Source organism: Herbidospora galbida, from assembly GCF_005233835.1.
Classification (GTDB): Bacteria; Actinomycetota; Actinomycetes; order Streptosporangiales; family Streptosporangiaceae; genus Herbidospora; species Herbidospora galbida.
Map to the genome: position 1 here is coordinate 80,206 of NZ_SZQA01000031.1, position 21,870 is coordinate 102,075.

The 21,870-nt window shown below is 71.4% G+C and carries 19 protein-coding genes; 6 read left to right on the top strand and 13 right to left on the bottom strand.

The genetic code is table 11. From position 1 onward, the window contains the following. Positions 1-4: 4 nt before the first annotated feature. Positions 5-1,366 carry an extracellular solute-binding protein gene (locus FDA94_RS27740; protein ID WP_137250016.1) on the bottom strand — a complete coding sequence of 454 codons (1,362 nt, stop codon included), beginning with the start codon at positions 1,364-1,366 and terminating at the stop codon, positions 5-7. Continuing rightward, complete coding sequence (locus FDA94_RS27745) at positions 1,363-3,246, bottom strand: vWA domain-containing protein (RefSeq protein ID WP_137250017.1); 1,884 nt, start codon at positions 3,244-3,246, stop codon at positions 1,363-1,365. Before FDA94_RS27745 ends, FDA94_RS27740 begins: the two co-directional genes overlap by 4 nt. 429 nt (positions 3,247-3,675) lie before the next feature. Between FDA94_RS27745 and FDA94_RS27750 the strand changes: the two genes are divergently transcribed. Both FDA94_RS27750 and FDA94_RS27755 read left to right on the top strand, forming a co-directional pair. Further along, positions 3,676-3,918, top strand: a complete 243-nt coding sequence (locus FDA94_RS27750) for a hypothetical protein (protein WP_137250018.1) — start codon at positions 3,676-3,678, stop codon at positions 3,916-3,918. Between the two features lie 113 nt (positions 3,919-4,031). Then, a complete protein-coding gene (locus FDA94_RS27755) occupies positions 4,032-4,862 on the top strand; it encodes an NAD(P)H-binding protein (RefSeq protein WP_137250019.1) in 831 nt (276 codons plus the stop codon). On the opposite strand, the gene FDA94_RS27760 is transcribed toward FDA94_RS27755, so the two are convergent. Continuing rightward, the gene (locus FDA94_RS27760; RefSeq protein ID WP_212735539.1) at positions 4,856-6,163 is read right to left on the bottom strand and encodes a glycosyltransferase 87 family protein; all 1,308 of its coding nucleotides are present in this window, start codon (positions 6,161-6,163) and stop codon (positions 4,856-4,858) included. The two genes, FDA94_RS27755 and FDA94_RS27760, sit on opposite strands and share 7 nt — an antisense overlap. A 114-nt stretch (positions 6,164-6,277) precedes the next feature. Here FDA94_RS27760 and FDA94_RS27765 point away from each other — a divergent pair, with 114 nt between their 5' ends. Further along, positions 6,278-7,387: a molybdopterin-dependent oxidoreductase gene (locus FDA94_RS27765; protein WP_212735540.1), complete on the top strand. Its 1,110-nt coding sequence runs from the start codon at positions 6,278-6,280 to the stop codon at positions 7,385-7,387. Continuing rightward, entirely contained in the window at positions 7,384-7,764 is a 381-nt protein-coding gene (locus tag FDA94_RS27770; protein WP_137250022.1) for a hypothetical protein, read from the top strand. Before FDA94_RS27765 ends, FDA94_RS27770 begins: the two co-directional genes overlap by 4 nt. Here FDA94_RS27770 and FDA94_RS40055 read toward each other — a convergent pair. The 3 genes from FDA94_RS40055 to FDA94_RS27785 are packed head-to-tail and all read right to left on the bottom strand — an operon-like array spanning position 7,683 to position 9,678. Then, a complete protein-coding gene (locus FDA94_RS40055; RefSeq protein ID WP_137250023.1) occupies positions 7,683-8,390 on the bottom strand; it encodes a class I SAM-dependent methyltransferase in 708 nt (235 codons plus the stop codon). The genes FDA94_RS27770 and FDA94_RS40055 overlap by 82 nt on opposite strands. Beyond that, positions 8,387-9,013, bottom strand: a complete 627-nt coding sequence (locus FDA94_RS40060; RefSeq protein ID WP_137250024.1) for a TIGR04282 family arsenosugar biosynthesis glycosyltransferase — start codon at positions 9,011-9,013, stop codon at positions 8,387-8,389. The genes FDA94_RS40055 and FDA94_RS40060 overlap by 4 nt, the downstream gene beginning before the upstream one ends. Further along, the gene (locus FDA94_RS27785) at positions 9,010-9,678 is read right to left on the bottom strand and encodes a glycosyltransferase family 2 protein (protein WP_246060194.1); all 669 of its coding nucleotides are present in this window, start codon (positions 9,676-9,678) and stop codon (positions 9,010-9,012) included. Before FDA94_RS27785 ends, FDA94_RS40060 begins: the two co-directional genes overlap by 4 nt. A gap of 101 nt (positions 9,679-9,779) precedes the next feature. On the opposite strand from FDA94_RS27785, the gene FDA94_RS27790 reads away from it, so the two are divergent. Both FDA94_RS27790 and FDA94_RS27795 read left to right on the top strand, forming a co-directional pair. Then, positions 9,780-10,466 carry a response regulator transcription factor gene (locus tag FDA94_RS27790; RefSeq protein ID WP_212735541.1) on the top strand — a complete coding sequence of 229 codons (687 nt, stop codon included), beginning with the start codon at positions 9,780-9,782 and terminating at the stop codon, positions 10,464-10,466. Further along, entirely contained in the window at positions 10,463-11,572 is a 1,110-nt protein-coding gene (locus tag FDA94_RS27795) for a sensor histidine kinase (RefSeq protein WP_137250027.1), read from the top strand. Before FDA94_RS27790 ends, FDA94_RS27795 begins: the two co-directional genes overlap by 4 nt. Here FDA94_RS27795 and FDA94_RS27800 read toward each other — a convergent pair. The 7 genes from FDA94_RS27800 to FDA94_RS27825 all read right to left on the bottom strand — a co-directional run bounded on the left by FDA94_RS27800 (position 11,550) and on the right by FDA94_RS27825 (position 21,741). Further along, positions 11,550-12,608 carry an NAD-dependent epimerase/dehydratase family protein gene (locus tag FDA94_RS27800; RefSeq protein ID WP_137250028.1) on the bottom strand — a complete coding sequence of 353 codons (1,059 nt, stop codon included), beginning with the start codon at positions 12,606-12,608 and terminating at the stop codon, positions 11,550-11,552. The genes FDA94_RS27795 and FDA94_RS27800 overlap by 23 nt on opposite strands. Positions 12,609-12,672: 64 nt before the next feature. After that, positions 12,673-13,140, bottom strand: coding sequence for an NAD-dependent epimerase/dehydratase family protein (locus FDA94_RS40680; protein ID WP_246060195.1), 468 nt, complete (start codon positions 13,138-13,140; stop codon positions 12,673-12,675). After that, the gene (locus tag FDA94_RS40685) at positions 13,119-13,340 is read right to left on the bottom strand and encodes a hypothetical protein (RefSeq protein ID WP_246060196.1); all 222 of its coding nucleotides are present in this window, start codon (positions 13,338-13,340) and stop codon (positions 13,119-13,121) included. The genes FDA94_RS40680 and FDA94_RS40685 overlap by 22 nt, the downstream gene beginning before the upstream one ends. Before the next feature lie 107 nt (positions 13,341-13,447). After that, a complete protein-coding gene (locus tag FDA94_RS41190; protein ID WP_137250029.1) occupies positions 13,448-17,542 on the bottom strand; it encodes a PQQ-dependent sugar dehydrogenase in 4,095 nt (1,364 codons plus the stop codon). A 7-nt stretch (positions 17,543-17,549) separates the two neighbouring features. Beyond that, complete coding sequence (locus tag FDA94_RS27815) at positions 17,550-19,025, bottom strand: glycosyltransferase (protein WP_137250030.1); 1,476 nt, start codon at positions 19,023-19,025, stop codon at positions 17,550-17,552. Beyond that, positions 19,022-21,265, bottom strand: coding sequence for a glycosyltransferase family 2 protein (locus tag FDA94_RS27820; RefSeq protein WP_212735542.1), 2,244 nt, complete (start codon positions 21,263-21,265; stop codon positions 19,022-19,024). Before FDA94_RS27820 ends, FDA94_RS27815 begins: the two co-directional genes overlap by 4 nt. 53 nt (positions 21,266-21,318) lie before the next feature. Then, positions 21,319-21,741: a GtrA family protein gene (locus FDA94_RS27825; protein ID WP_170991152.1), complete on the bottom strand. Its 423-nt coding sequence runs from the start codon at positions 21,739-21,741 to the stop codon at positions 21,319-21,321. Positions 21,742-21,870 lie beyond the last annotated feature (129 nt).

The following is a 21,870-nucleotide window of genomic DNA, read 5'->3' on the forward strand; positions in this document are numbered from 1 at the left end:
GTATTCAGCCGCAGGCCGAGCTCTCCTCGGGCAGCCGGCCCGCCGCCGCGGCCTGGAGGCGGTCGGCGAAGGTGTCGTAGAAGGCCAGGTCGCGGGGTCCGGCCGAGCGCAGGACGGCCAGCGCGCACGCGCGGAAGGTCTCGCTCACCCGGCTGTAGTAGGGGAGCTGCGGGCGCAGCAGCGCGCCGTCCATCGCGCGGCGGACCGTCTGGGCGAAGTCGGCGAACTCCGCGACGAGGCTCTCCGGATTCTCCGCGTCGCCGCGCAGGCAGGTGAGCGCCTCGGTGAACCGGCGGGTCTCGTACTCGCCCACCTCGTAGGCGGCGGCGAGCACCGGCGCGTAGCTGCCGCAGGCGAACAGTTTCGCCTGGACCTCCGGGGTCGTCAGGTGTTCGACCAGGCTCTCGGCGGCGGCGCGGTCGCGGGCCTTCGGGGAGATGACCAGCACCGAGCCGCCGAGGACGCCGCCTCGGGGCAGCGGCCGGTAGGAGAAGGCGAGCCTGTCGTCGGCGTCGCGGAACCGGTCGTCGAGCCAGAGGGTGCGGAACACCGAGGGCCAGTGCCGCATGACCATCGGGGCCGACAGAGGGGCGCTGCGGAAGGCCCGCAGGGTGTCGCTCTCGGAGTGCTCCAGTGAGTCGCCGTCGATCAGGCCGGTCTTCAGCGCGGTCCGCCACGCTTCCAGGCGGGGTTCCACGACGGCGCGCAGCTCGGCGCCGCCGGGCATGGCGCCGGGGTCGGAGAGAAGCGGCACGACCTCGGGTCCGATCGCCTCGACGAGGTTGACCGTCGCGCCCTCGTAGTCGTCGAGCTGGACCAGCGCCTGGCCCGGCGGTCTCGCGCCGGGCTCCTCGCCGCCCCAGATCCTCGACACCAGCGCATCGGTCGCGCCGATCGAGTAGGCGAGCGGCACGTCGGCGGCGAACGGGACGCCGTACTGCGTGCCGCCGATCTGCCCGGCGGCGACCGACGTGGCCATGAAGCCCGACGCAGGGTGGGGCAGCTCGACGGGGGAGGCGTAGCCGTTGGCCACGAACTCGGCGAGGTGGGCGACGTCGAGGACCAGGACGTCGTAGGGGCACCTGCCCTCCTGGTCGGTGGCGGCCATCTCGGCGCGGGCGTCGTCGGGTATCCGGGAGATCTCGACGTACCTCGCCGTGCGGCCGCGCTCCTGCCAGGCGTTGATCACGGCGCGCTGGGTGCGGTCCATGCTGTCGTCGTAGCCAGCGCCCACGGTGATCTCGTCGGGGTCGCCCGGGCAGCCGGTCGCGGGGGCCCGGTTCAGCAGCGACGGCGCCGCGCTGAGGGCGACGGTCAGCGCGAAGCCGACGACGAACGGCCAGACGGGATGCCTGCGGCGGGTCATCGGGGCTCCCTGAGCCGGTCGAAGGCGGTGGCGGCGTCGAAGTCGGCGGCCTCGACGCAGAAGACGCCGCGCCGGTCGTCGGACCGCAGGGCGGCCGGGCACTCGGTGTCGCCGACGTTGACGATGTAGACCGGGGCGTCGCTCGGCTTGCCGGCCGCCTGCTCGATCACGTCGGCGGTGATCCGGCGCAGGTCGGCCTGCTTCCCCGGGCTCGTGTCCGTCACGATCACCATGACGTCCATGGGGCGGTTTCCCATGGCCGTGATGGTCGAGGCCGCGTCGAGGTCCCAGTCGCGGGGTGTCCACTGGCCCAGGTAGCCGACCACCTGGCCGCCCTGGGAGCCGGCGAGGTCGGGGGGATAGGCGGGGTAGATCTGCGGCCGTCCGTCCCGGGACGGACGGCGCGCGATGTCGAGCGAGACCCGGTCGGTGGGCCGGAGGGCCTCGACGATCTCCCCGACCGACCGCACCGTCACCGGCCGGTGCCGCCGCATCGATCCCGACCCGTCGAGGACCAGAGCCAGGTCGAGCCGCTGCTCGCGTTTCCTGATCGCCTCCATCGTCGCGGCGAGGACGTCGCCACCCGGGGCCGGCTGCGCCTCCGGAGTGGGCGTGACCGCCCGCGACCGCAGCCACCCGGCCAGTTCGCGGACGGCCGCGCTCCGCCCGGCGCTCTCACGGTCGGGCCAGATGGGCCGGACCGCCCGGTAGTCGAGCGTGGCCAGCGACGGGATGTCGGGGATCCACAGCCGGCCGCGATCCTGGTTCCCGCCCGGGCAGAATCGGGCGGTGCGTTTGTTGTAGTCGTCCATCACGTGGCGCGGCAGCAGGAAGGCCGAGCGGCGCAGCAGGCTGTTGCGCCGGGATTCGTAGTCGCGCTGCAGATTGCACAGCAGGGAGACGGGATCGGCCTGGTCCTTCCAGAAGGCGTCGCCCATCTCCTCGGGCAGCTCGCGCAGCTTGTCCTCGGCCGCCTCGGGATCGCGGAAGACGCCGCGCGCGTTCAGCCCGGAGGTCGCCATCAACCCCATTCCGGTGATCAAAGGGTCGGGGCGGGCGAAGTTGCGGCCCGGTTCGGCGTAGAACCGGAGCACCGAGTCGAGCGTGACCCCTCCGGTCTCGCGCTCGACCTGGTTGCGCAGCGTCTCCGGAATGCCGACCGCGATCTCCATGTGGCCGATCGGGCCGACGTCCTCGACGAGCCCCCGATCGCCGCCGAGCAGGTTCGCGATGTCGCGGCTCTCGACGACGAGCAGGTCGGGACGGGGGCCGATCAGCCTGCTCTCGTCGGCTGAGCGCCAGCCGCTGCGCAGGGCGGCGAGAAGTCCCGCGACGGGCGGCGAGGCGACGACCTTCAGCCGGGTCTGCGCGCACCGGTCCAGGGTGAACTCCCCGGCCATCAGGCGGAACGCCTCGACGTCGTACGACGGCACGCTGAGCACGATCTCCCGCGGCATCGGGCACTGCCCGACATACCCCTGTAGGCGCTGCCAGCCGGCCGGCGCGATCTGCACCAGCGCGAGCACCATCCCCCCGGCCACGACGCCCGCCGCGCCCATCCGCAGCCAGGGCCACATCGCGGAGATCAGCCGCCGTGCCGAGGTGAGCCGGCGCGGGAGCCGGCGGTCGCGCCCGGCGGTCCTGCGCCGCCACCTGTCCCGCACCGGACGGTAGATCGCGGCGAACAGGATGACGCCGATGGCGATCCGGATGACCCAGCGGGCTGCGAGCTCGTTGCCGGTCACCGCCAGCCCGATCTCCGGGAGGATGCCGAGCAGGGCGATCACGGCGGCGATCCGGGCGTCACGCGCGCCTTCCCTGTTCTCCGCCGGGTTCTCCGCCGGAGCCCCGGCAGGCTCTGCGCCGCCCGAAGGACTCATGGACTCCGCCGCCCCTCGCCGGTCCGTGCACTCCATCAGTAGCGGACCGAGCGTAAGCAGGGCCCGCGCCGTTTTGACGCTGAATGATGGAATTGAGACCTTTGGCGCGGAGGCGGGTGGTGTGCTCCCCGACCCGCGCGGCGAGGCCTTTCGAATTCGGCCGCATTCGACGGTCTGCCCGTTAAGGTGGCGCTAATCGAGCGGCGGGAGGCGCTACCAATGAGGCCGACACTAATGGCGATATTCGCCGGCATGATGGGCGTTTCGGCATGTAGTGCTGCAGATTCTTCCGTTGAGATGCCCAGAGAGCGCCCGAATTCGACGCTTTCATGTTCGTCCTTCTTTTGTTATGTCGGCGACGATCCGGCCATTATCGTCCACGACCTGGAATCGTCGAATCTGGGGTCGCTGAACGCGCGGCTGTCGTGGGTGGAGAAGGAGAAGTGTCTGGTCGCCGTCACCCGCGACGCGACGCTGGTCCCGATCTGGCCCACCGGCACCACCCCCGTCCGCGCGGCCGACGGACGGCGCGGGGTGTCCGTCCCGGGCAAGGGCGAGATCCTCGACGGCGACGCCTTCAGGCAGGGCGGATCGTGGATCGCGGGGACCGAGATCGCCAAGGGGTGTGGCGATCACGACGAGTTCTTCGCCGTCGACGGCTTCGAGCCGTAGACCTGGTCACTATCCTCCAGGTGACTACTGCACTTCAAGGTGCCCTCTATCGACTGGGAAGCATGATCTGACCTGGCCGGTTGCCTCCGTTACACCGTAACGAGAGGAACAAGATGACCTACGTCGTCACCGGCGCCACCGGCCCCTTCGGGCGGCTCGCCATCGAGAGCCTGCTGCGCCGAGGGGTGCCCGCCGGGGAGATCCGCGGGATCGGCCGCCAGATCGAGAAGGCCGCCGACCTGGGCGTGGAGATCCGCAAGGCCGACTACGAGGACGGGGACGCGCTCCGCGACGCCTTCCACGGCGCGTCGAAGCTGCTGTTCGTGTCGGGGTCGGAGCTGGGGCGGCGGGCGGCGCAGCATGCCAACGTGGTGGCCGCCGCCGTCGACGCCGGGGTGGAGCTGGTGGCGTACACGAGCATTCTGAACGCCGACACCTCCACGATGGACCTGGCCGACGACCATCGGGCCACCGAGAAGCTGCTGACCGAGTCCGGGCTGCGCACGGTCTTCCTGCGGAACGGGTGGTACTACGAGGTCTACACCGCCCAGCTGGCCACCTACCTCGAACACGGGGTCGCGGGGGCGGCCGGGGACGGGCCGATCAGCGCGGCGGCCCGCGCCGACCTCGCCGACGCGGCCGCGGTGGTGCTCACTCAGGAGCCTGGGCAGGGGGTGTACGAACTCGCGGCCGAGGTCTTCACGCTGGCGGACCTGGCCGCGCAGCTCACCGAGGTCTCCGGGAAGCCGGTCGCGCACGTGCCCCTGACCGGTGACCAGTACCGGGAGGTGCTCACGGGCGCGGGACTGCCCGGCGAGGTCGCCGACATCGTGGTCGGCATCGACCTCGGGATCGCCGCGGGCAACCTGGCGTCCTCCGGCGACGACCTGGCGAAGCTCCTCGGCCGTCGGCCCGTCTCGCTGCGGGAGGCCCTCGCTCAGTAGGCCATGGCAGGGGCGGTGCGGGCCGAGGTCCGCACCGCCCAGCCGATGAGCACGGCCAGCGCGGCCAGTGCGTAGGCGACCGTGCCGAGCCCGGTCACGTAGGCGACCGCGCCGGCGGCGGCCACGCCGAGCCACTCCCAGCGCCCGTCGAGGGCGACCAGGGCGATCAGCAGCAGGGCATACCAGGAGTAGCCGGGCGTGAGCAGCAGGAACGCGGTCCCGGTCACGATCAGCCCGCCCTGCCAGGGCCGCGCGGGGTCCCCCTTCCAGATCGTGTACGCCGCCACGGCCCCCAGCACCAGCACGACCACCGGCAACGCCCAGCCGTCGGGCACCAGCAGCCGCACCAGGCCGTAGCGCCCGGCCGACCCGGTCGAGTAACCCTCCTCGGTCGCGTAACCCCCCAGGTAGCCCAGCACGGACGCCTCCGACGCCAGCACGTAGGGAAGGTAGGCGAAGACCGGCACCAGGAAGGCGGGCACCAGGACGGTCATCGCGTCGCGCGGGCGGCGTACACCCGAAAGCGCCCCGGGAAGCAGGAGGGCGGGAAGGAACTTCGCGCCGACCGCCCCGCCGAGCAACGCACCCCCCATCAGAGGCCGCCGCGTCAGCAGCGCGAGCCCCCCCACCGCCAGGAGCACCGACAGCACGTCGGCGTGGGCGTTGTTGACCGCCTCGATCGGCACCGCCGGACACCACGCCCACAGGCACGCGCCCCGTGCCCCCGCCGACCGCACGAGCAGCAGCGTCGTCGCCATCGCCAGCAACAGGCCGCCGACCTGGAGCGGTTTGTGCCGGGAACCGGGTGGCGACAGGGTGTGGACGGCCAGGAAGTAGGCCTCCGACACCGGGGGATAGATGGTCGGCACCCTCGGCCGGTTGATGCGGGTGCAGCCGCCGCCCCACAACCACGACATGTAGGCCGTCTCGCAGACGGGGCCGTCGAGGAACAGCCAGCCGTCGCGCAGCCCGGCCAGTTCGGGAGAGGCCGGCTCGTGGTCGTACGGCGAGATCCCGGCCGCCTGGACCCGCCCGTCCCACGCATACCGATAGGAGTCGGTGCTGGTTCTCGGCATGTCCAGCAGGCCCGTGCAGCCCACCGCGAGCCCGCCCGCCACGACCAGCACGGCCGCCTTCCCGGCGGGCACCCGCCGGAGCGACCACGCCGCCGCCGCGAACAGCGCCCAGCACACCGCGTACCAGGCGATCAGCCCGGCGGGGTCGGCGAGCTGGCCGCCGCGGGTGACGGCCACGGCCAGCGCGGCGACCAGGGCGGTCAGCAGGGTGACGGTGAGTTTCACCAGGTCAGGTTCTCAGCGATCCGGCCACGAAAACCGGTCGCCGGGCCGGACGTCCGAGATTCGTAAGGTGTCGTAGCCACTCTGATCGGCCTCCGGCGCGATTGCATGGGACGCATGAAACCCACGCTTCCGCAGTTCAGGGGCCGGTTGCACGATCCGCGGACGGCCGTCGCGATCGGGCGGTGGCTCGGATCGGCCGTCGTGATCTGCTTCCTGACCGGATTGATCAGTCACGTGCTCCAGCATCCGCCCAGCTGGATGACCGGCCTGCTGCCGGTACGGCCAGTGTGGGGCTACCGGTTCACCCAGGGGCTGCACGTCGCGTCGGGGCTGGCGGCGATCGTGCTGGTCATGGCGAAACTGTGGACGGTCTACCCGAGGTTGTTCGCCTGGCCGCCGTTCCGGTCGCTGCCCCATCTCGTCGAGCGGCTGAGCGTCGCCCTGCTCGTGGCGGCCACCGTGTTCCAGCTGTTCACCGGGCTGATCAACATCCTCCAGTGGTATCCGTGGCCGTTCTCGTTCACGCAGACCCACTACGCCGTCGCCTGGATCGTCGCCGGCTCGCTCCTGCTGCACCTCGCCGTGAAGGCGCCGCTGATCAGGGAGAACTGGCGCAAGCGGAAGGCGGACGTCGACGCGGCCGACCGCAGGGCGCTGCTCGCCGGGGTCGGCGCGGCCGTGGGCGCCGTCACGCTCACGACGGTCGGGCAGTCGCTCTCGGCGCTGCGGGGCTTCGACCTGCTGGCGCCGCGCAACCCGGACGTCGCGACCCAGGGCATGCCGATCAACCGGACCGCCGCCGCCGCGCAGGTCACCTACGCCTCGTCCGACGGCTGGGCGCTGGAGGTCGCCGGGCCCAGGCCCTACCGCATCACCCTGGCCGAGCTCGAAGCCCTGCCGCAACGGCGGGTGCGGCTCCCGATCGCCTGCGTCGAGGGCTGGAGCGCCGACGCGTGGTGGAGCGGGGTGCCGATCCGTGACCTGCTGGCCCGCGCGGGCGCGCCCCCCGGCACGGCCGTGCGGGTGGAGTCGCTGGAGGTCTGGGGCTACTACCGGGTCATGGAGATGCCCGCCCAGTACGCCGACGATCCGTCGACCCTGCTCGCGCTGCGGCTCAACGACGAGGTGCTGTCGCTCGACCACGGCTATCCCGCGCGGATCATCGCCCCGAACCGGCCCGGCGTGCTGCAGACCAAATGGGTGTCCCGGGTGGAGGCACTGTGAGAACGCTGCGGGTGTCGCTCGGCGCCGCCGGGATCGCCCTCATCGGCACGGGCCTGTTCTTCCTGCTGCCGCTGCCGGGCCTGCTCGGAGTCGTCTTCTGGTTCGCCGGAGCCATCGCGCTGCACGACGCGCTGATCGGCCCGCTCGTGCTGCTCGTGGGCCTGCTGGTGGCCCGGCTGCCCGACCGGGCCGTCGTGCGGGGCGCGCTCATCACGATGGGCGGGCTGGTGCTGATCACGATTCCGGCGCTGCTGCGGCCGGGGCCGTCGCCGAACCCGACCGTGCTGGTCCAGGACTACGGCCGCAACCTGCTGATCTGCCTGGCGGCGGTGGCCGTCGTCGCGGTCGTGCTGGTGTTGCTGCGCCGCCGCCGCTGAGCCAGTTCCACGAAGTGGCGGCCGGTCACCGTCCATTCCGCGATCCGGACCCAGCCCGCCTTCTCGGCGTGGCGGCCGAGCGCGATCCGGCCCGCGCGCGCCCAGGGGAACGCGGGGCCGGTCGTGCTCCGGCCGTCGTCGATGACCACCTCGTGGCATTCGTCGACCTCCGCAGGATCGGCTTCGGCGATCAGCAGGCCGTCGGGTGCGGTGACTTCGGCCATCCGGGTCAGCAGGGCCGCCGGATCGCCGCCGATGCCGACGTTGCCGTCGAGGAGCAGGGCGGTCGTCCAGCGGCCCTCGGCCGGAAGCGGGTCGAACACCGAACGGCACAGCGCCATGCCGCCCCGGCCCCGGGTGCTGCGGACGGCGGCGGGGCTGACGTCCACGCCGAGCGTACGGCGGCCCTGTTCGGCCAGGGCCGCGACCAGGCGGCCGGGGCCGCAGCCGACGTCGATGACCGCGCCGCGGCAGCGGGCCAGCACCGACCGGTCGGCGGCGTCCACCTCCGCGCACCAGCGTTCCACCTCAAGCGGCAGCAGCCGACCGTCGGCGCGGCGCAGGAACAGCGGGCCGCGCCCGCTTCCCAGCGCCAGGGTGTACGGGTCGTCGAGCCACGCCGTCATCGGGCGGCCGTCCGCAGAGCCAGCCGCGCGTGCAGGTCGGCGAAGGCACTCCACGGGGCCTGGGCGGCCACCACCCGGGCGTCGGCGGCCGTGTCGACGTCGCGCAGGGCCGGCAACTCGCCGACCGCCAGGCCCTTGCCGTGCAGCCGGGCCAGCTGGGCGGCGCCGGTCTCCGGGACCGACATGGGCACGCCGAGCAGCAGCGCCGGGTCGGGGTCGGCCAGGCCCAGCGCCCAGAAGCCGCCGTCGTCGGCGGGGCCGAACCAGGCCTCGCACCCCCCGAAATCCAGTGCGGGTTCGAGCAGGTCGGGGGTGACCTGCGGGGTGTCCATGCCGATCAGCAGCGCCGGGCCCGCGCAGGCGGCGAACGCGGCGGCCAGGCGTTCGTCCAGTCCGCCCCCGCACTGGGGGCGGATCTCGAAGCCGGGCGGCGTCCACGGGCCGGGAGAGCCGTCGAGGACCAGCACGTGCCGGTCGGCCGGGGTGGCCAGCACCGCCGCCAGGGTGTCGGCGAGCGCCGCCTCGGCCAGCGCGGCGGCCTCCCCGGGTGTGAACGGCGGGGTCAGCCGGGTCTTGACCCGGCCGGGCACCGGCTGCTTGGCGATCACGAGGAGGGTCGTCATCGGGCGGCCCCTTCGCGCAGCACCTTGCGCATGTCCATGACGGCCTGGAACGTTCCCTTCCAGGTGCCGGTGACCTTCGACTTCCCGCTGCGCGGCAGGTAGGGCACATCGACCTCCCGCACCCGCCAGCCCGCATCGGCGGCTCTGACCACCATCTGGAGCGGATAGCCGCTGCGCCGGTCGGTCAGGTCGAGCTTGAGCAGCGCCTCCCGCCGCGCGGCCCGCAGCGGCCCGAGGTCGTGCAGGCGCAGGCCGGTCCGCCGGCGCACCATCTTCGACAGCGCCCAGTTCCCGGCCCGCGCGTGCGCGGGCCACACCCCGCGCGACTCCGGCCGCCGCCGCCCCAGCACCAGGTCGTCTCCGTCGGAGAGCAGCTGGACGAACTCCGTCAGCAGCCCCGGATCGAGCGACGCGTCACAGTCGCAGAAACAGACGACGTCGGCCTCGGCCGCGAGGAGCCCGGCGTGACAGGCCGCCCCGAACCCGCGCCGGGACTCGTGCACCACGGTCGCGCCGAGCGAGCGGGCGATCTCCGCCGACCCGTCGGTCGACCCGTTGTCCACGACCAGCGCCCGCCAGCCCGGCGGGACGCGCTCCAGCACCCACGGCAGGGCTTCAGCCTCGTTCAGGCAGGGCAGCACGACGTCCACGGATTTTTCGATCACCCTGCCACCGTAGGAAGGACCGGGCCGGAAGACGGCCATTGAGTCCTTACGAAACGCGGACGCTGTCCGTTATGCATGCTCTTTGGTGCCAGGCTTGGCTCATGAGGATCCTGGTCGTGGACGACGACCCGACCGTCGCCGGGGTCGTGGCCGACTACCTGCGGATCGCCGGGCACACCGTCGACCGGGCCGCCGACGGCCCCACCGGGCTCGACCTGGCGATCCGCGGCGGACCCGATCTGGTCGTGCTCGATCTCATGCTGCCGGGCCTCGACGGGCTGGAGGTGTGCCGCCGGCTGCGCGCGGTCAGCGCCGTCCCGGTCATCATGCTGACCGCCCGGGGCGAGGAGGACGACCGCATCACCGGCCTGGAGCGGGGCGCCGACGACTACGTGACGAAGCCGTTCAGCCCGCGCGAGCTGGTGCTGCGCGTCGAGTCGGTGCTGCGCCGCAGTCGCGCCGCCTCTCCGGGGCCGCCCGGCCCGTTGCGCGCGGCCGGGCTGACCGTCGACCCGGCGACCCACCGGGCCCACAAGGACGGCGTCGAGCTGACCCTGACGTTGCGGGAGTTCGACCTGCTGGCCCACTTCCTGGCCCACCCCTACCGGGCGCACACCCGCGAGAGCCTGATGCGCGAGGTGTGGGGCTGGGACTTCGGCGACCTGTCGACGGTGACCGTGCACGTCCGGAGGCTGCGCGGGAAGGTCGAGGACGATCCGGCGCGGCCGCGGCTCATCCACACCGTCTGGGGCGTGGGCTACCGCTTCGATCCGGGAGAGGACGAATGAAAGACCTGCTGCTCATCGCGCTGTTCGCGTTCGGGGGCGCGGTCGCCGCCGGGCTCGTCGGCGCGGCCGTGCTGATCCCGCTGCGGCACCGGTCGATGACGGTCTCGCTGGCCGTGGTCGCGGTCGTCGCGGTCAGCGCGATGCTGGCCGGGACCCTCGCCGTGGCCTGGGCGATGTTCCTGTCGCCCCACGACCTGACCGTGGTGACGCTGGTCATCGTCATGGCGGCCGTGGTGTCGCTGGTCACCGCGCTGCTGCTGGGCCGCTGGGTGGTCGCCCGCAGCCACGATCTGGCCCGCGCCGCCCGCGACTTCGGCGATGACGGCGACTTCGCCGTCCCGGCCGCCCCGGCGACCGCCGAACTCTCCGGCCTGGCCAGGGAACTGGCCGCCACCAGTGCGAAGCTGGCCGCCTCACGGGCGCGCGAACGGGCCCTGGAGACCTCCCGCCGCGAGCTGGTCGCCTGGATCTCCCACGACCTGCGTACTCCGCTCACCGGGCTGCGCGCTATGGCCGAGGCGCTGGAGGACGGCGTCGTCGACGACCCCGCCCGCTACCACCGGCAGATCCGCGCAGAGGTCGACCGCCTGACGACGATGGTCGGCGACCTGTTCGAGCTGTCGCGCATCCAGGCCGGGGCGTTCCTCCCCGTGCCGGCCCGGATGTCGCTGCGCGACCTGGCCGCCGACGCGCTGCTCGGCGCCGCCCCGCTGGCCGAGGAACGCGGTGTCCGCCTGGTAGGAGAGGACCTCCAGCATGTTCCGGTCGAGGTCGACGGCAAGGAGATGACCCGGGTGCTGGCCAACTTGCTGGTCAACGCGATCAGGCACACCCCCGCCGACGGCACGGTCGCGGTCAGCGCGGCCCGCGACGGCGACAGCGCGATCCTGGCCGTCACCGACGGTTGTGGCGGCATCCCCTCCGACGACCTGCCGAGGGTGTTCGACACCGGCTGGCGCGGCACCGCCGCCCGCACCCCGCCCGCGGGGGCGGGACTCGGGCTGGCGATCGTCCGCGGCATCGTCGAGGCCCACGCGGGCCGGGCCCATGTCCGCAACGTCCCCGGCGGCTGCCGGTTCGAGGTCACGTTGCCGCTGGTGACCTGAGGGGCGCGCCGGCGAACTCCACCACCCCGTCGGCGAACTCGACCACGGGCTTCCAGCCCAGGTCACGGCGCAGCCGGGAGGAGTCGGCCGTGATGTGCCGGACGTCACCCAGGCGGTATTCGCCCGTCACCACCGGCATCGGCCCGCCGAACGCGGTCGCCAGCGCGGTCGCCATCTCACCGACGGTGTGGGGGTGGCCGCTCCCGGCGTTGTAGGCGGTGTGCCGCCCCCCGGGCTGCTCACCGACGGCGCCCAGAGCGGCCAGGTTGGCCATGGCGACATCTCTGACGTGCACGAAGTCACGGCGCTGCCGGCCGTCTTCGAACACCCGGGGCGCCTCCCCGCGCTCCAGCGCCGACCGGAAGAAGGACGCCACCCCCGCGTAAGGGGTGTCGCGCGGCATGCCGGGCCCGTAGACGTTGTGGTAGCGCAGCGAGATCGCGCGCCCGCCGGTCGCCCGGGCCCATGAGGCGGCGAGGTGCTCCTGCGCGAGTTTGGTGGTGGCGTAGACGTTGCGCGGGTCGACGGGGGCGTCCTCGGTGACCAGGCCCGGGGCCATCTCGGCGCCGCAGAGCCGGCAGCGCGGCTCGAAGCGGCCCGCGTCGAGGTCGGCGACGTCCCGGGGGCCGGGCCGCACGACGCCGTGGCCCGGGCAGATGTAGCGGCCCTCGCCGTACACGACCATCGACCCGGCCTGGACCAGGAACGACACACCCCGCCGGGCCATGGCCGACAGAAGCACCGCGGTGCCGTGGTCGTTGCACGACACGTAGTCGGGCGCGTCGCCGAAGTCCGACCCGAGGCCGACCATCGCCGCCTGGTGGCAGACGGCCCCGGCCCCGCGCAGGGCGCTTTCGAGCGCTTCGGCATCGCGGACGTCGCCCCGGACGAACTCGGCGTCCGGGAGTTCGGGCTCACGGGGATGGGCGGCGGGCAGCAGGGCGTCGTATACGACCGGCTCGTGACCGGCGGCGGTGAGTGCGGCGACGATGTGCGAGCCGATGAACCCGGCTCCTCCTGTGACGAGAACTCGCATGTCAGGGACGCTACGGAAGATCGTGCGCCCGCGAAGGTTCCCGCGCCGGGCCGTAAGAGTTCTGTCACACCCGCACGAAGCCGAAGGCCGGATGATCCAGGAGGAACGCGGGTGCACAGCGCGCCCAGCCGAGCTCCCGCCGCAACCGGGCCGAGTCGGCCGTGAGGTGCCGCACGTCACCCAGCCGGTATTCGCCGGTCACGACCGGCGTCGGCCCGCCGGACGCGTTCGCCGGCGCGGTCGCCATCTCGCCCACCGTCCGGGGTTCACCGCTTCCGGTGTTGTACGTCGAATGGCCCCTCCCGGGCCGGCCCGCGATGGCGTCCAGCGCCCGCAGGTTGGCCGCCGCCACATCCCGCACGTGCACGAAGTCGCGCCGCTGACGGCCGTCCTCCGGCACCCGGGAAAGGCGGTCGGGCCGCATGCCCGGCCCGTAAACGTCGTGGTAGCGCAGCGTGATCGCGGTTCCGCCGGTGGCGCGGGCCCACGAGGTGGCCAGGTGCTCCCGGGTCAGCTTCGTGGCGGCGTACACGCCCAGCGGCCGGGTGGGGGAGTCCTCCCGGTCAGTCCGGCCCGCACCTCGTCCCCGCACCACGGACAGCGCGGCTCGAACCGGCCCGCCGCCAGGTCGGCGACGTCGCGGGGCCCGGGGTGGACCACGCCGTGGGACGGGCAGGAGTAGCGGCCCTCGCCGTACACGCCCACCGACCCGGCCTGCACCAGCCGCGGCACCCCCGCCTCCCGCAGGTCAGCGCCGTGTTCCCGCGCCGCCGACCCGGCGTGGAAAGGAACCGGGCGCCTCCCCGCGAGGGGAGACGCCCGGTTATATGACAAGCGGTTCAGCTCACCAGTACCTGGTCGAAGACCGTCGTGTTGAGCTGTCCCGCCTCATGGGAGCAGACGAAGAGCCCGATCGTCGCCGCCCCGGCGATGGTCGCCGTGCCGATCGCCGTCCAGTCTTCGCCGTTCGCCGACCGGTAGGTGGTCACCGTCGACCCCACCCGGGACACCCGCAGCCACACGGGTGCCGTGGCGGCTCCTCCGTCCACGTCGGAGTTGAAGTTCGCCTGTTGGTGGATGCCGTTCGCCGGGGTCAGGAACACCCCCGAGTACGGCGACAGCGCCGTCGCCGCGGATTTGATCATCAGGCCCGACTTCGCCCATTCGTCGGTGTTCTCCTGGCTGATCACGCGGGCCACGATCGTGCCGTTCGCCGGGAGGTCGCGGTAGACGTAGTGCATCTGGTCGGCCGTGCCCCACACGTCGCCGCCCGCGCCGGAGATCGTGAAGGTCCGGCCGTTGACGCTGGCGGTGCCGGCCAGGGCGGGGGCGCCGACGTCGACCGAGTTCCAGCCGCTCGGCAGGCCCGTCGTGTTGGCCGGGGTGACGGTCACGTCCGAGAACGTCGCCGTGGTCGTCTGGCTGCCGTCGTGGGAGACGGCGAACAGGCCGACCTGGGCCGCGGCCGCCATCGTCACCGTGCGGGCGCCGATGCGGGTCCACGTCACGCCGTCGTCGGAGTCGAAGGCGGTGAAGGTGTTGCCGGCGCGGACCAGCTTCAGCCACACGTCGGGCGTCTCCAGGTCCGACCCGGTCACGTCGTGTTCCCCGGTCGTCTGCAGGTGGACGCCGTGGTCGGCGCTCAGCAGCAGGGCGGCGTACGGGGAGCCGGAGACGGAGGTCTCCTTGAACATGACGCCGGCCTTCGTCCACGCCTCGGCCCGGGTCAGGGAGTTCAGCCGGGCGACGATGGTGCCGTCGCCGGTGAGCGAGCGGCGGACGAAGTGCATCTGGTCGGTCGTGCCCCACACGTCGTCCCCGCCGGCCGTGATGCTGAACAGGCCGCCGAGTTCGCCCGACGACCCCGGCAGCACCGGGTCGCCCACGTCGCCGCCCGTCCACAGCGCCGGGAGGCCGTTGTCGTCGGCCGACTCGAACGTCACGTGGTCGAACGTCGCCGTGCCGAGGACGGTGCCGTCGCGGTGGGCGGTGACGAACATGCCCGCCGACACCGTTTCCGGCAGGCCGGGCAGGGTGTGCTGGCCGACCAGGGTCCAGTTCTCCCCGTCGGGCGAGCGGAAGGCCTTGATCACGTCGCCCTCGCGGGTGAGGCGGGCCCACGCGTCGGGGAAGGTGAACGGGCCGCCGACCACCGACGACGGGTCGGAGGTCTGGAAGTGCATGCCGTTCTCGGGGGTGACGAACAGGTCCGCGTACGACGCCGGGCCCTTGATCATGAGGCCCGCCTTGGCCCACGGCGCGGTCTCCGACTGCGAGGTGACGCGCGCGGTGATCGAGCCGTCGCCGGTCAGCGGGCGGTTAAGGAACGAGTGCTCCTCGGTGTCGGCCCACACGTCGGTGCCGCCGCCGTTGACCGTGTACGTCCCGGTCGCCGTGTCGTAGGTGGCCGAGCCCGCCGGGGTCGCCCCGTCGACGTCGGCCCGGTTCCACGGCGCGGGCACCGGGCCCACCGTGGAGCCCTGCGTGACCTGGACGTTCTCGAAGACCGCCTCGCTCAGGGCGGTCATGTCGTGGGAGCTGACCCACAGGCCGATGGTCGCCTGGGCGGCCATGGGGAGCGTGGTGGTGCCGATGGCCGTCCACACGACGCCGTCCGCGGAGCGGTAGGCGGTGAAGACGTCGCCGGTCCGGGTCAGCTTCATCCAGCCGCCCAGCGACGGATAGCCGCCGCCGTCGCCCTGGAAGTCGTACTGGAAGTGCATCCCGTTCTCGGGGGTCAGCGCCACGGCGGCGTACTTCGCCATCGGGGTGGCCGACTCCTTGATCATGACGCCGGCCTTGGCCCACGGGTGGGTGCTGGTCTGCTCGGTGAGCTTGGCGATGACGGTGCCGTCGCCCTGGAGCGGCTGGAAGACGTACCGGAACTCGTCGGTCTGGTCCCAGACGTCGTTGCCGCCGCCCTTGATCGTGAACGATCCGGCGTCGTAGTAGGTCGTCCCGGCGACGGTGCGCGGGCCGATGTCGGCGCTGGCCCACGGGGCCGGGGGCTGGGTCAGCTCCAGGAAGTCGGCCGCGTAGGTGGCGTCCTCGCCGGGGGTGACGATCGTGTGGGTGAGCTCGCCCTCGTCCGACCAGCCCTGCCAGGCGTACTGCTTGCCGTTCCAGAATTGGGTCGCCGGGGCGCTCAGCACCCGCTCGACCCCCACGACCGCCTGCTCCACCTTGGTCCCGGTGAACGGCACGCCGTCGACCGTGTACGTCGGCCCGAGGGGATCGGAGGTGAAGGTCAGCTCGACCAGGTTGGGTTTCACGTCGACGAACGACGTGTGCCGCAGCCCGCCCGCGTCGGTCACCGTGAGCTGCACGCGATACCACGTCGTGGCCACGTTGTCGGCGACGCGCGGGATCGTGAACGTGCCGCCGCGCACGCCGTTGACCGGCCCGAGGAACGGGTGCACGTGGTCGGCGTGGTGGAAGATCACCGACCACGAGAACGCCGAGGCCGGCAGGGCGCCGTCCTCGGGGTCGGTGCCGGTGGCCGAATAGGTGATGGTGTCGCCGGCGTCGTACGTCGCCAGGGAGATCGGCGCCGTGATCGTGCCCGTCGGCCTGCGGTTGCCGACGGTGACCTGCACCGCCGCCTGCGTGGACTTCGCGCCGTCGCTCACGGTCAGCGTGACGTCGTAGGTGCCGTTGGTCGTGTACGTGTGCGTCGGGCTCGCCTCGGTCGAGGTCGTGCCGTCCTTGAAGTCCCACAGGTACGTCACGTCGTCGCCCTCGTCGGGGTCGCCCGACCCGAGAGACGAGAAGTGCACCTCCAGCGGCCCGAGGCCGTCGGAGGGCGTGGCCGCCGCCTCGGCCACCGGCGCGCGGTTGCCGCCCGAGGGGGCGATCTTGTAGAACGCGCCCGGGTAGATGTTGAGCTGGTAGAGGTTCCCGTCGGGACCGGTCGAGATCTGCACCGGCGTGCCGGCGTTCAGGTCGAAGTCGTTGACCGAGATGACGCTCTTGAACTCCTCGTCCATCTTCAGGTACTTGATGAACCCGAGCGTGTAGTCGCCGAAGAAGACCGCGTTGTCGTACTCGTCCGGGAACGTGCCGCCGGTGTAGATCTCCAGCGAGGTCACCGACCCGGCCGCGGCCGGGGGAGCGGTGTGCGGGTAGGTGTAGACCGGGTTGGCGTAGCCGCATCCGGCGCAGAAGCCCTCCGCGAGGGGCCAGCCGTAGTTGGCGCCCTTCTCGACGAGGTTGATCTCCTCCCACTCCGAGCCGCCCACGTCGCCGGTGAGGATCTTCCCGGCGTTGGGGCCGCCGGGCACGAAGTCCCACCGGAAGGGGTTGCGCAGGCCGTACGCCCAGATGGCCCGCTCGGCGCCCGGTGTGGTGGCGAACGGGTTGTCCGGCGGGATCGAGCCGTCCTTGTTGACGCGCAGGATCTTGCCGTGCGGGGTGCCGAGGTTCTGCGAGTTGGGGTTGTAGGTGTTCATCCCCAGCGACCAGTAGAGCTTGCCGTCTGCGCCGAACCGCAGCTCGCCGCCGTGGTGGAACACGTTCGACTGCTGGTTCGACTGGACGAGCACCAGCTCGGAGGCCGGGGAGATGGTGTCTCCGACCACGGTGAACCGGCTCATCCGGTTGAAGTTGTCGCTGCGGGTGTAGGCCACGTAGAGGTAGCCGTTCGTGGCGAAGTCGGGGTCGAGTTCGAGCCCGAGCAGGCCGCGCTCGTCGGCGTTGGCCGTCGGCAGGGTGATCATCGGCGCGGTCTGCAGCGCGCCGTTCTTGATGAGGCGGATGGCGCCGTTCTTCTCGCCGATGACGATCCGGCCGTCCGGCGTGAACCGGAAGGCGGTCGGCATGTCGAGGCCCTCGGCGATGAGGGTCTTGTCGAACTCCACCGGCGGGGCGGCGTACGCGGCCGGGGCGGGGAACAGGATGACGGCGGCCAGGACGAGTAAGGCGGTGAGGGTGCGCATGTGGTACCTAGTCGGTGAGGGCAGGTAAGGGCGCCGTGGCGGGCCGCTCGGCGGTCTCTTCCTCGTGGGCCGAGGCGTGGTCGACCAGACCGTGCTCGGTGAGCTCCCAGTAGTGCCGCCGAGAGGGGCGCAGGAGCTGGAAGAAGGCCTTGTAGGCCGCGACGCTCATCAGGCCCCAGTAGAGAGGCACGGTGAGCATCGCCCGGACGGCGCGGTGGAGCCCCCGCTCCATGCAGCCGGTCATCAGGCAGTACATCATCAGGAAGTTGCCGAGGATCATCGTCAGGACGCCGAGGTAGAGCACCACGGCCGGGAACAGCGCCTCGATGTACTGCGTGCCGGTGAAGACGTAGATGAGCGTCATCACCCAGAAGAACGGGTTGACCAGGGTGGTGAACGTGGAGAACCCGAGCGTCAGGTGGAAGGCGATGAAGCGGCGGGTGCCGAGCTCACGCCAGAGCTTGACCGGGTGGCGGGTGTGCACCAGCCACGTCTGGATGTAGCCCTTGATCCACCGCGACCGCTGCCGCACCCAGTTGCCCAGGTGGCTGTTGGCCTCCTCCTCGGTGACCGACACCATCATGCGCACGTCCCAGCCGCGCCGGGCGATGCGGATGCCGAGGTCGGCGTCCTCGGTGACGTTGTAGGCGTCCCAGCCGCCCAGCGCGCGCAGCGCGTCGGTGCGGAAGTGGTTGGAGGTGCCGCCCAGGGGGATGGCCAGGCGGTGCCGGTCGAGGCCGCGCAGCGACAGCGAGAAGTTGGTGGCGTACTCGGCCGCGAAGCACTGGGTGAGCCAGTTCGTCCACGGGTTCCAGTACTGCAGTTCGGCCTGGACGCACACCACGCGGTCGGCCAGCAGCCGGAACGCCAGCACCGACTTGCGGAGCTGGTCGGGGTCGGGCCGGTCTTCGGCGTCGTAGATGACGCAGAACTCGCCGCGCGCCTTCTCCAGCCCGACGTTGCACGCCTTCGGCTTCGTCTTCGGGTTGGAGTGGGGGATGATCACGACCTCGAACTGCGGCAGCAGGTCGATGGTGGCCAGGGCGCCCCGGGTGGCGTCGTCGTCCTCCTCGATCAGCAGCAGGATCTGCAGCTTCTCCGGCGGGTAGTCCATCTGGGACAGCCGCTTGAGCAGGAACGGCAGCACCTCCGCCTCCCGGTGCAGCGGCACCAGGACGGTGTAGAGGGGCAGCATCTCGCGGGGGATGGTGTCGATGTCGGAGGGCTCGAAGCGGAGCACCGGCGAGCCCCACGCGCCGAACACCATGGCCAGCTTGAAGGCGATGACGGCGACGTAGATCGCGGTGACGATCGCGACGGCGGCCTGGCCGTACCAGATGGGACCGGGGCCCCAGCCGGTGAAGACGTGCAGCGTCAGCGCCCCGACCAGCAGGGCGAGCACCAGCGTGCCGGTGACCGCCTGGCCCCGGCTGAGCAGCCGGCGCGCGCTCAGTTCGTCGGGAATGACGGCGGTGGTACTCATCGCACGGTCTCCGTTCGGATGGCGCGGTAGATCAGTCGGTCGGCGTCCTGGTAGAGGAGCTGGTAGTTCTCGTTGAGGACCGGGGTGTTGTGCAGCGACTTGTAGACGCCGTCCTCCGCGCCCTGCGACGAGCGCATGTAGATCCAGCGGACCTTGCTCTTGAGGGGGTCTTCGAGCGCCGGTTCCCACATCCGGAACGAGCCCTCGTAGATGATCTCCCCGAGGGGCAGCTGCGACTGGAAGGTGACGAGCTCGTTGCCGAAGTTCTGCATGAGCACCCGGCCGCCGTCGTAGTTCTCCTTCAGCCAGGTGGCCGAGCCGACGTCGATCCGGCCGCCGGGGGAGTCGAGGTAGGCCACCGGCTCTTCCAGGGTCTTGGTGCCCGGCACCGCCAGCACCGTGGCGGCCACCGCGACCGCCACGAACGGCCGCGCCTGCTTGACGTACGCCACCAGGAACCCGGCGAACACCGCCGCGCCCAGCGCCATCACCATGCCGAACCGCACGTTGTAGAGGTCGCCGTGGATCTCGGTGACGTGCAGCGGGCGCTGCCCGGCGTACAGGGTGAAGATGTAGAACGGCAGGAACCCGAGCAGGGCGTACGGCGCCAGCGTGGCCGCGTGGATGCGGTGACGGGCGAAGTAGAGGATCACGCCCAGCGCCGCGAGGCCCAGCGTCACGTAGCCGATGTCGTCGGCCATCGCGATCAGGTAGGTCTGGGCCGAGACGACGATGTCGCCGACGGTCTGGTCGCCGTCGGTGACCCACAGAGACGGCTTGGCGTACTCGCCGACCTGCCAGTAGAGCGGGTTGCCGAAGATGATCCAGTTCCAGCCGCACCAGGCCGCGATGCCGCTGTAGGCGATCACCGAGAAGAAGATCAGGTTCGCCTCGATGTGGGTGTAGCCGCGCCACCGGCGCAGCGCGGTGTAGCCCACGACGCAGGTGACCGCGAGGCAGAGGACCCAGCCCTCGTACCTGGTCAGCGTCGCGAGAACGGTCCACATCGAGGAGAGGGCGATCTGGCCGTAGCGACCGGTCCGGCACCACTCCTGCAGGTGGTAGACCGCGCCCGCGATGCAGGCGAACAGCAGCGACTCGGTCATCGGAGTGGCCTGCAGGTAGAGCGCGTTGGTGTTCAGCGCGAACACCGCGGCCGCCGCGACGCCGGCCCAGCGGGTGCCCGCCATGCCGTCGGCGATCTTGTACAGGTACCGCACGGTGATGACGAACGAGACCATCGAGACGATGCTGGAGGCCATGCCGGTCGTGTAGAACCACTCGATCCACACGAACGGCACCGCCAGGACGTGCGGCAACGGCAGCCACACCCCGCCGAGCTGGGCGACGCCGGCGGTCGGGCTGTCGACCACGCGCGCCGCGATCAGGACGTGCGAGACCGCGTCCTTATAGCTGAGGACGACGCCCTGGTTGAAGTAATAGATCGCCGCCACGACGGAGAGGACGGCGGCCAGGCCGGTCACCACCGCGAGCAGTGGGTCGTCGGGGGTGAGGGCCCGGCGGGTGCGGCGCCACTTGAGGCCGTCCCTGACCAGGTCGCGGTAGACGCCGGCGAGGCTGGTGAGCGAACGCAGGATGACCCTGATCGACGCGCCGGTCTGGTGGCCGTGCTGGCGCGGGTAGTGGCTGACCGGGTGTTCGACGATGCGCGTGTAGCCCGCGCCGATCTTGGCGAGCAGCTCCGGCGAGATCGCGGCGGCTTCGCCGGTCAGCGTCAGGTCGTCCAGGAGCTTGCGGTCGAGCAGCTTGTAGGCGCAGTCGACGTCACGGCTGCGGGTGCGCAGCAGCACCCGGTTCAGCTGGGTCCAGATCCACGCGTTGACCTTGCGCATGAACGGGTCGGCGCGGTGCTTGCGGTAGCCGATCACTCCGTCGGCGCGCTCGTCGCGCTGCACCTGGAGGAAGGTCAGCAGGTCTTCGGCCCTGAACTGGCCGTCGGAGTCGGTGAGGAGGATGCGCCGCATGTCGGTCTGGTCGAGGGCGGCCGCGATGCCGGTGCGGACCGCACCGCCGTACCCCTGGTTGACCTGGTGGTGCACCGCGATGACCCGGCCGGGGTGACGCTCGGCGAGATCGTCGAGCACCCGCCCGGTCCCGTCGGGGGAGCCGTCGTTGACGACGACGATCCGGTGCTCCATGCCGGCCAGCGTGGTGAGGAAGTCCTCAACCGTTGCCGCCAGGTTCTCCTCTTCGTTGAACGCCGGCATGACGACGGTCACGCCTTCGGTGTATAAACGCGCGGCTCGGGGCGGCGCGCTGGGTATCTCGAGGGTCACGCGAGGGCCTCGGCCTTCTCTCGGGCCTTCTCACGGGTGGCGAATACGAACTTGTCACATATGAGATAGGTGACAATCGTGCCGATGAGGACACCGATCGCAGCTGAAATGAGAGTCGGCAGATATGGGTGTATGAGGGCGAAAACGCCCGTGTTGACGGCGAGCGACAGGAGTGCGGTGCCGTTGTAGCTCGACCACCTCTTGACGGTCAGCGGGAAACGGCGGTCCCCCCAGGTGAACTTCGAGCTCAACACGAAGTTGAGCTGGGCTGACAGCAGAAAACCGATGGCATCGGCGGGGGTCCACGGGACGCCGGCCGATGCCATTGCGGTCATCGCGAGGTACTGGACTCCGAAGCAGAAACCACCCACCAGGAGAAATCGCACCACACGTAAGTGATAATCCGGAACAATCGCCACTCGTCCCCCACGGCTTGTGCCTGGTGATCGCGGATTGGTACGTGCCAAGCGTCATGAAGTTTCATGACATGCGCGGAAGGGTGGCGTTATCGCAGCGTGAACTATAGCTAGCGAGAACTTCTGTAGAGA

Excerpts from the sequence above, each read along its gene's own strand:
- FDA94_RS27740 (WP_137250016.1), bottom strand. The coding sequence starts at position 1,366 with ATGACCCGCCGCAGGCATCCCGTCTGGCCGTTCGTCGTCGGCTTCGCG.
- FDA94_RS27745 (WP_137250017.1), bottom strand. The coding sequence starts at position 3,246 with ATGAGTCCTTCGGGCGGCGCAGAGCCTGCCGGGGCTCCGGCGGAGAAC.
- FDA94_RS27755 (WP_137250019.1), top strand. The coding sequence starts at position 4,032 with ATGACCTACGTCGTCACCGGCGCCACCGGCCCCTTCGGGCGGCTCGCC.
- FDA94_RS27765 (WP_212735540.1), top strand. The coding sequence starts at position 6,278 with ATGAAACCCACGCTTCCGCAGTTCAGGGGCCGGTTGCACGATCCGCGG.
- FDA94_RS40055 (WP_137250023.1), bottom strand. The coding sequence starts at position 8,390 with ATGACGGCGTGGCTCGACGACCCGTACACCCTGGCGCTGGGAAGCGGG.
- FDA94_RS40060 (WP_137250024.1), bottom strand. The coding sequence starts at position 9,013 with ATGACGACCCTCCTCGTGATCGCCAAGCAGCCGGTGCCCGGCCGGGTC.
- FDA94_RS27790 (WP_212735541.1), top strand. The coding sequence starts at position 9,780 with ATGAGGATCCTGGTCGTGGACGACGACCCGACCGTCGCCGGGGTCGTG.
- FDA94_RS27795 (WP_137250027.1), top strand. The coding sequence starts at position 10,463 with ATGAAAGACCTGCTGCTCATCGCGCTGTTCGCGTTCGGGGGCGCGGTC.
- FDA94_RS27800 (WP_137250028.1), bottom strand. The coding sequence starts at position 12,608 with ATGCGAGTTCTCGTCACAGGAGGAGCCGGGTTCATCGGCTCGCACATC.
- FDA94_RS41190 (WP_137250029.1), bottom strand. The coding sequence starts at position 17,542 with ATGCGCACCCTCACCGCCTTACTCGTCCTGGCCGCCGTCATCCTGTTC.
- FDA94_RS27815 (WP_137250030.1), bottom strand. The coding sequence starts at position 19,025 with ATGAGTACCACCGCCGTCATTCCCGACGAACTGAGCGCGCGCCGGCTG.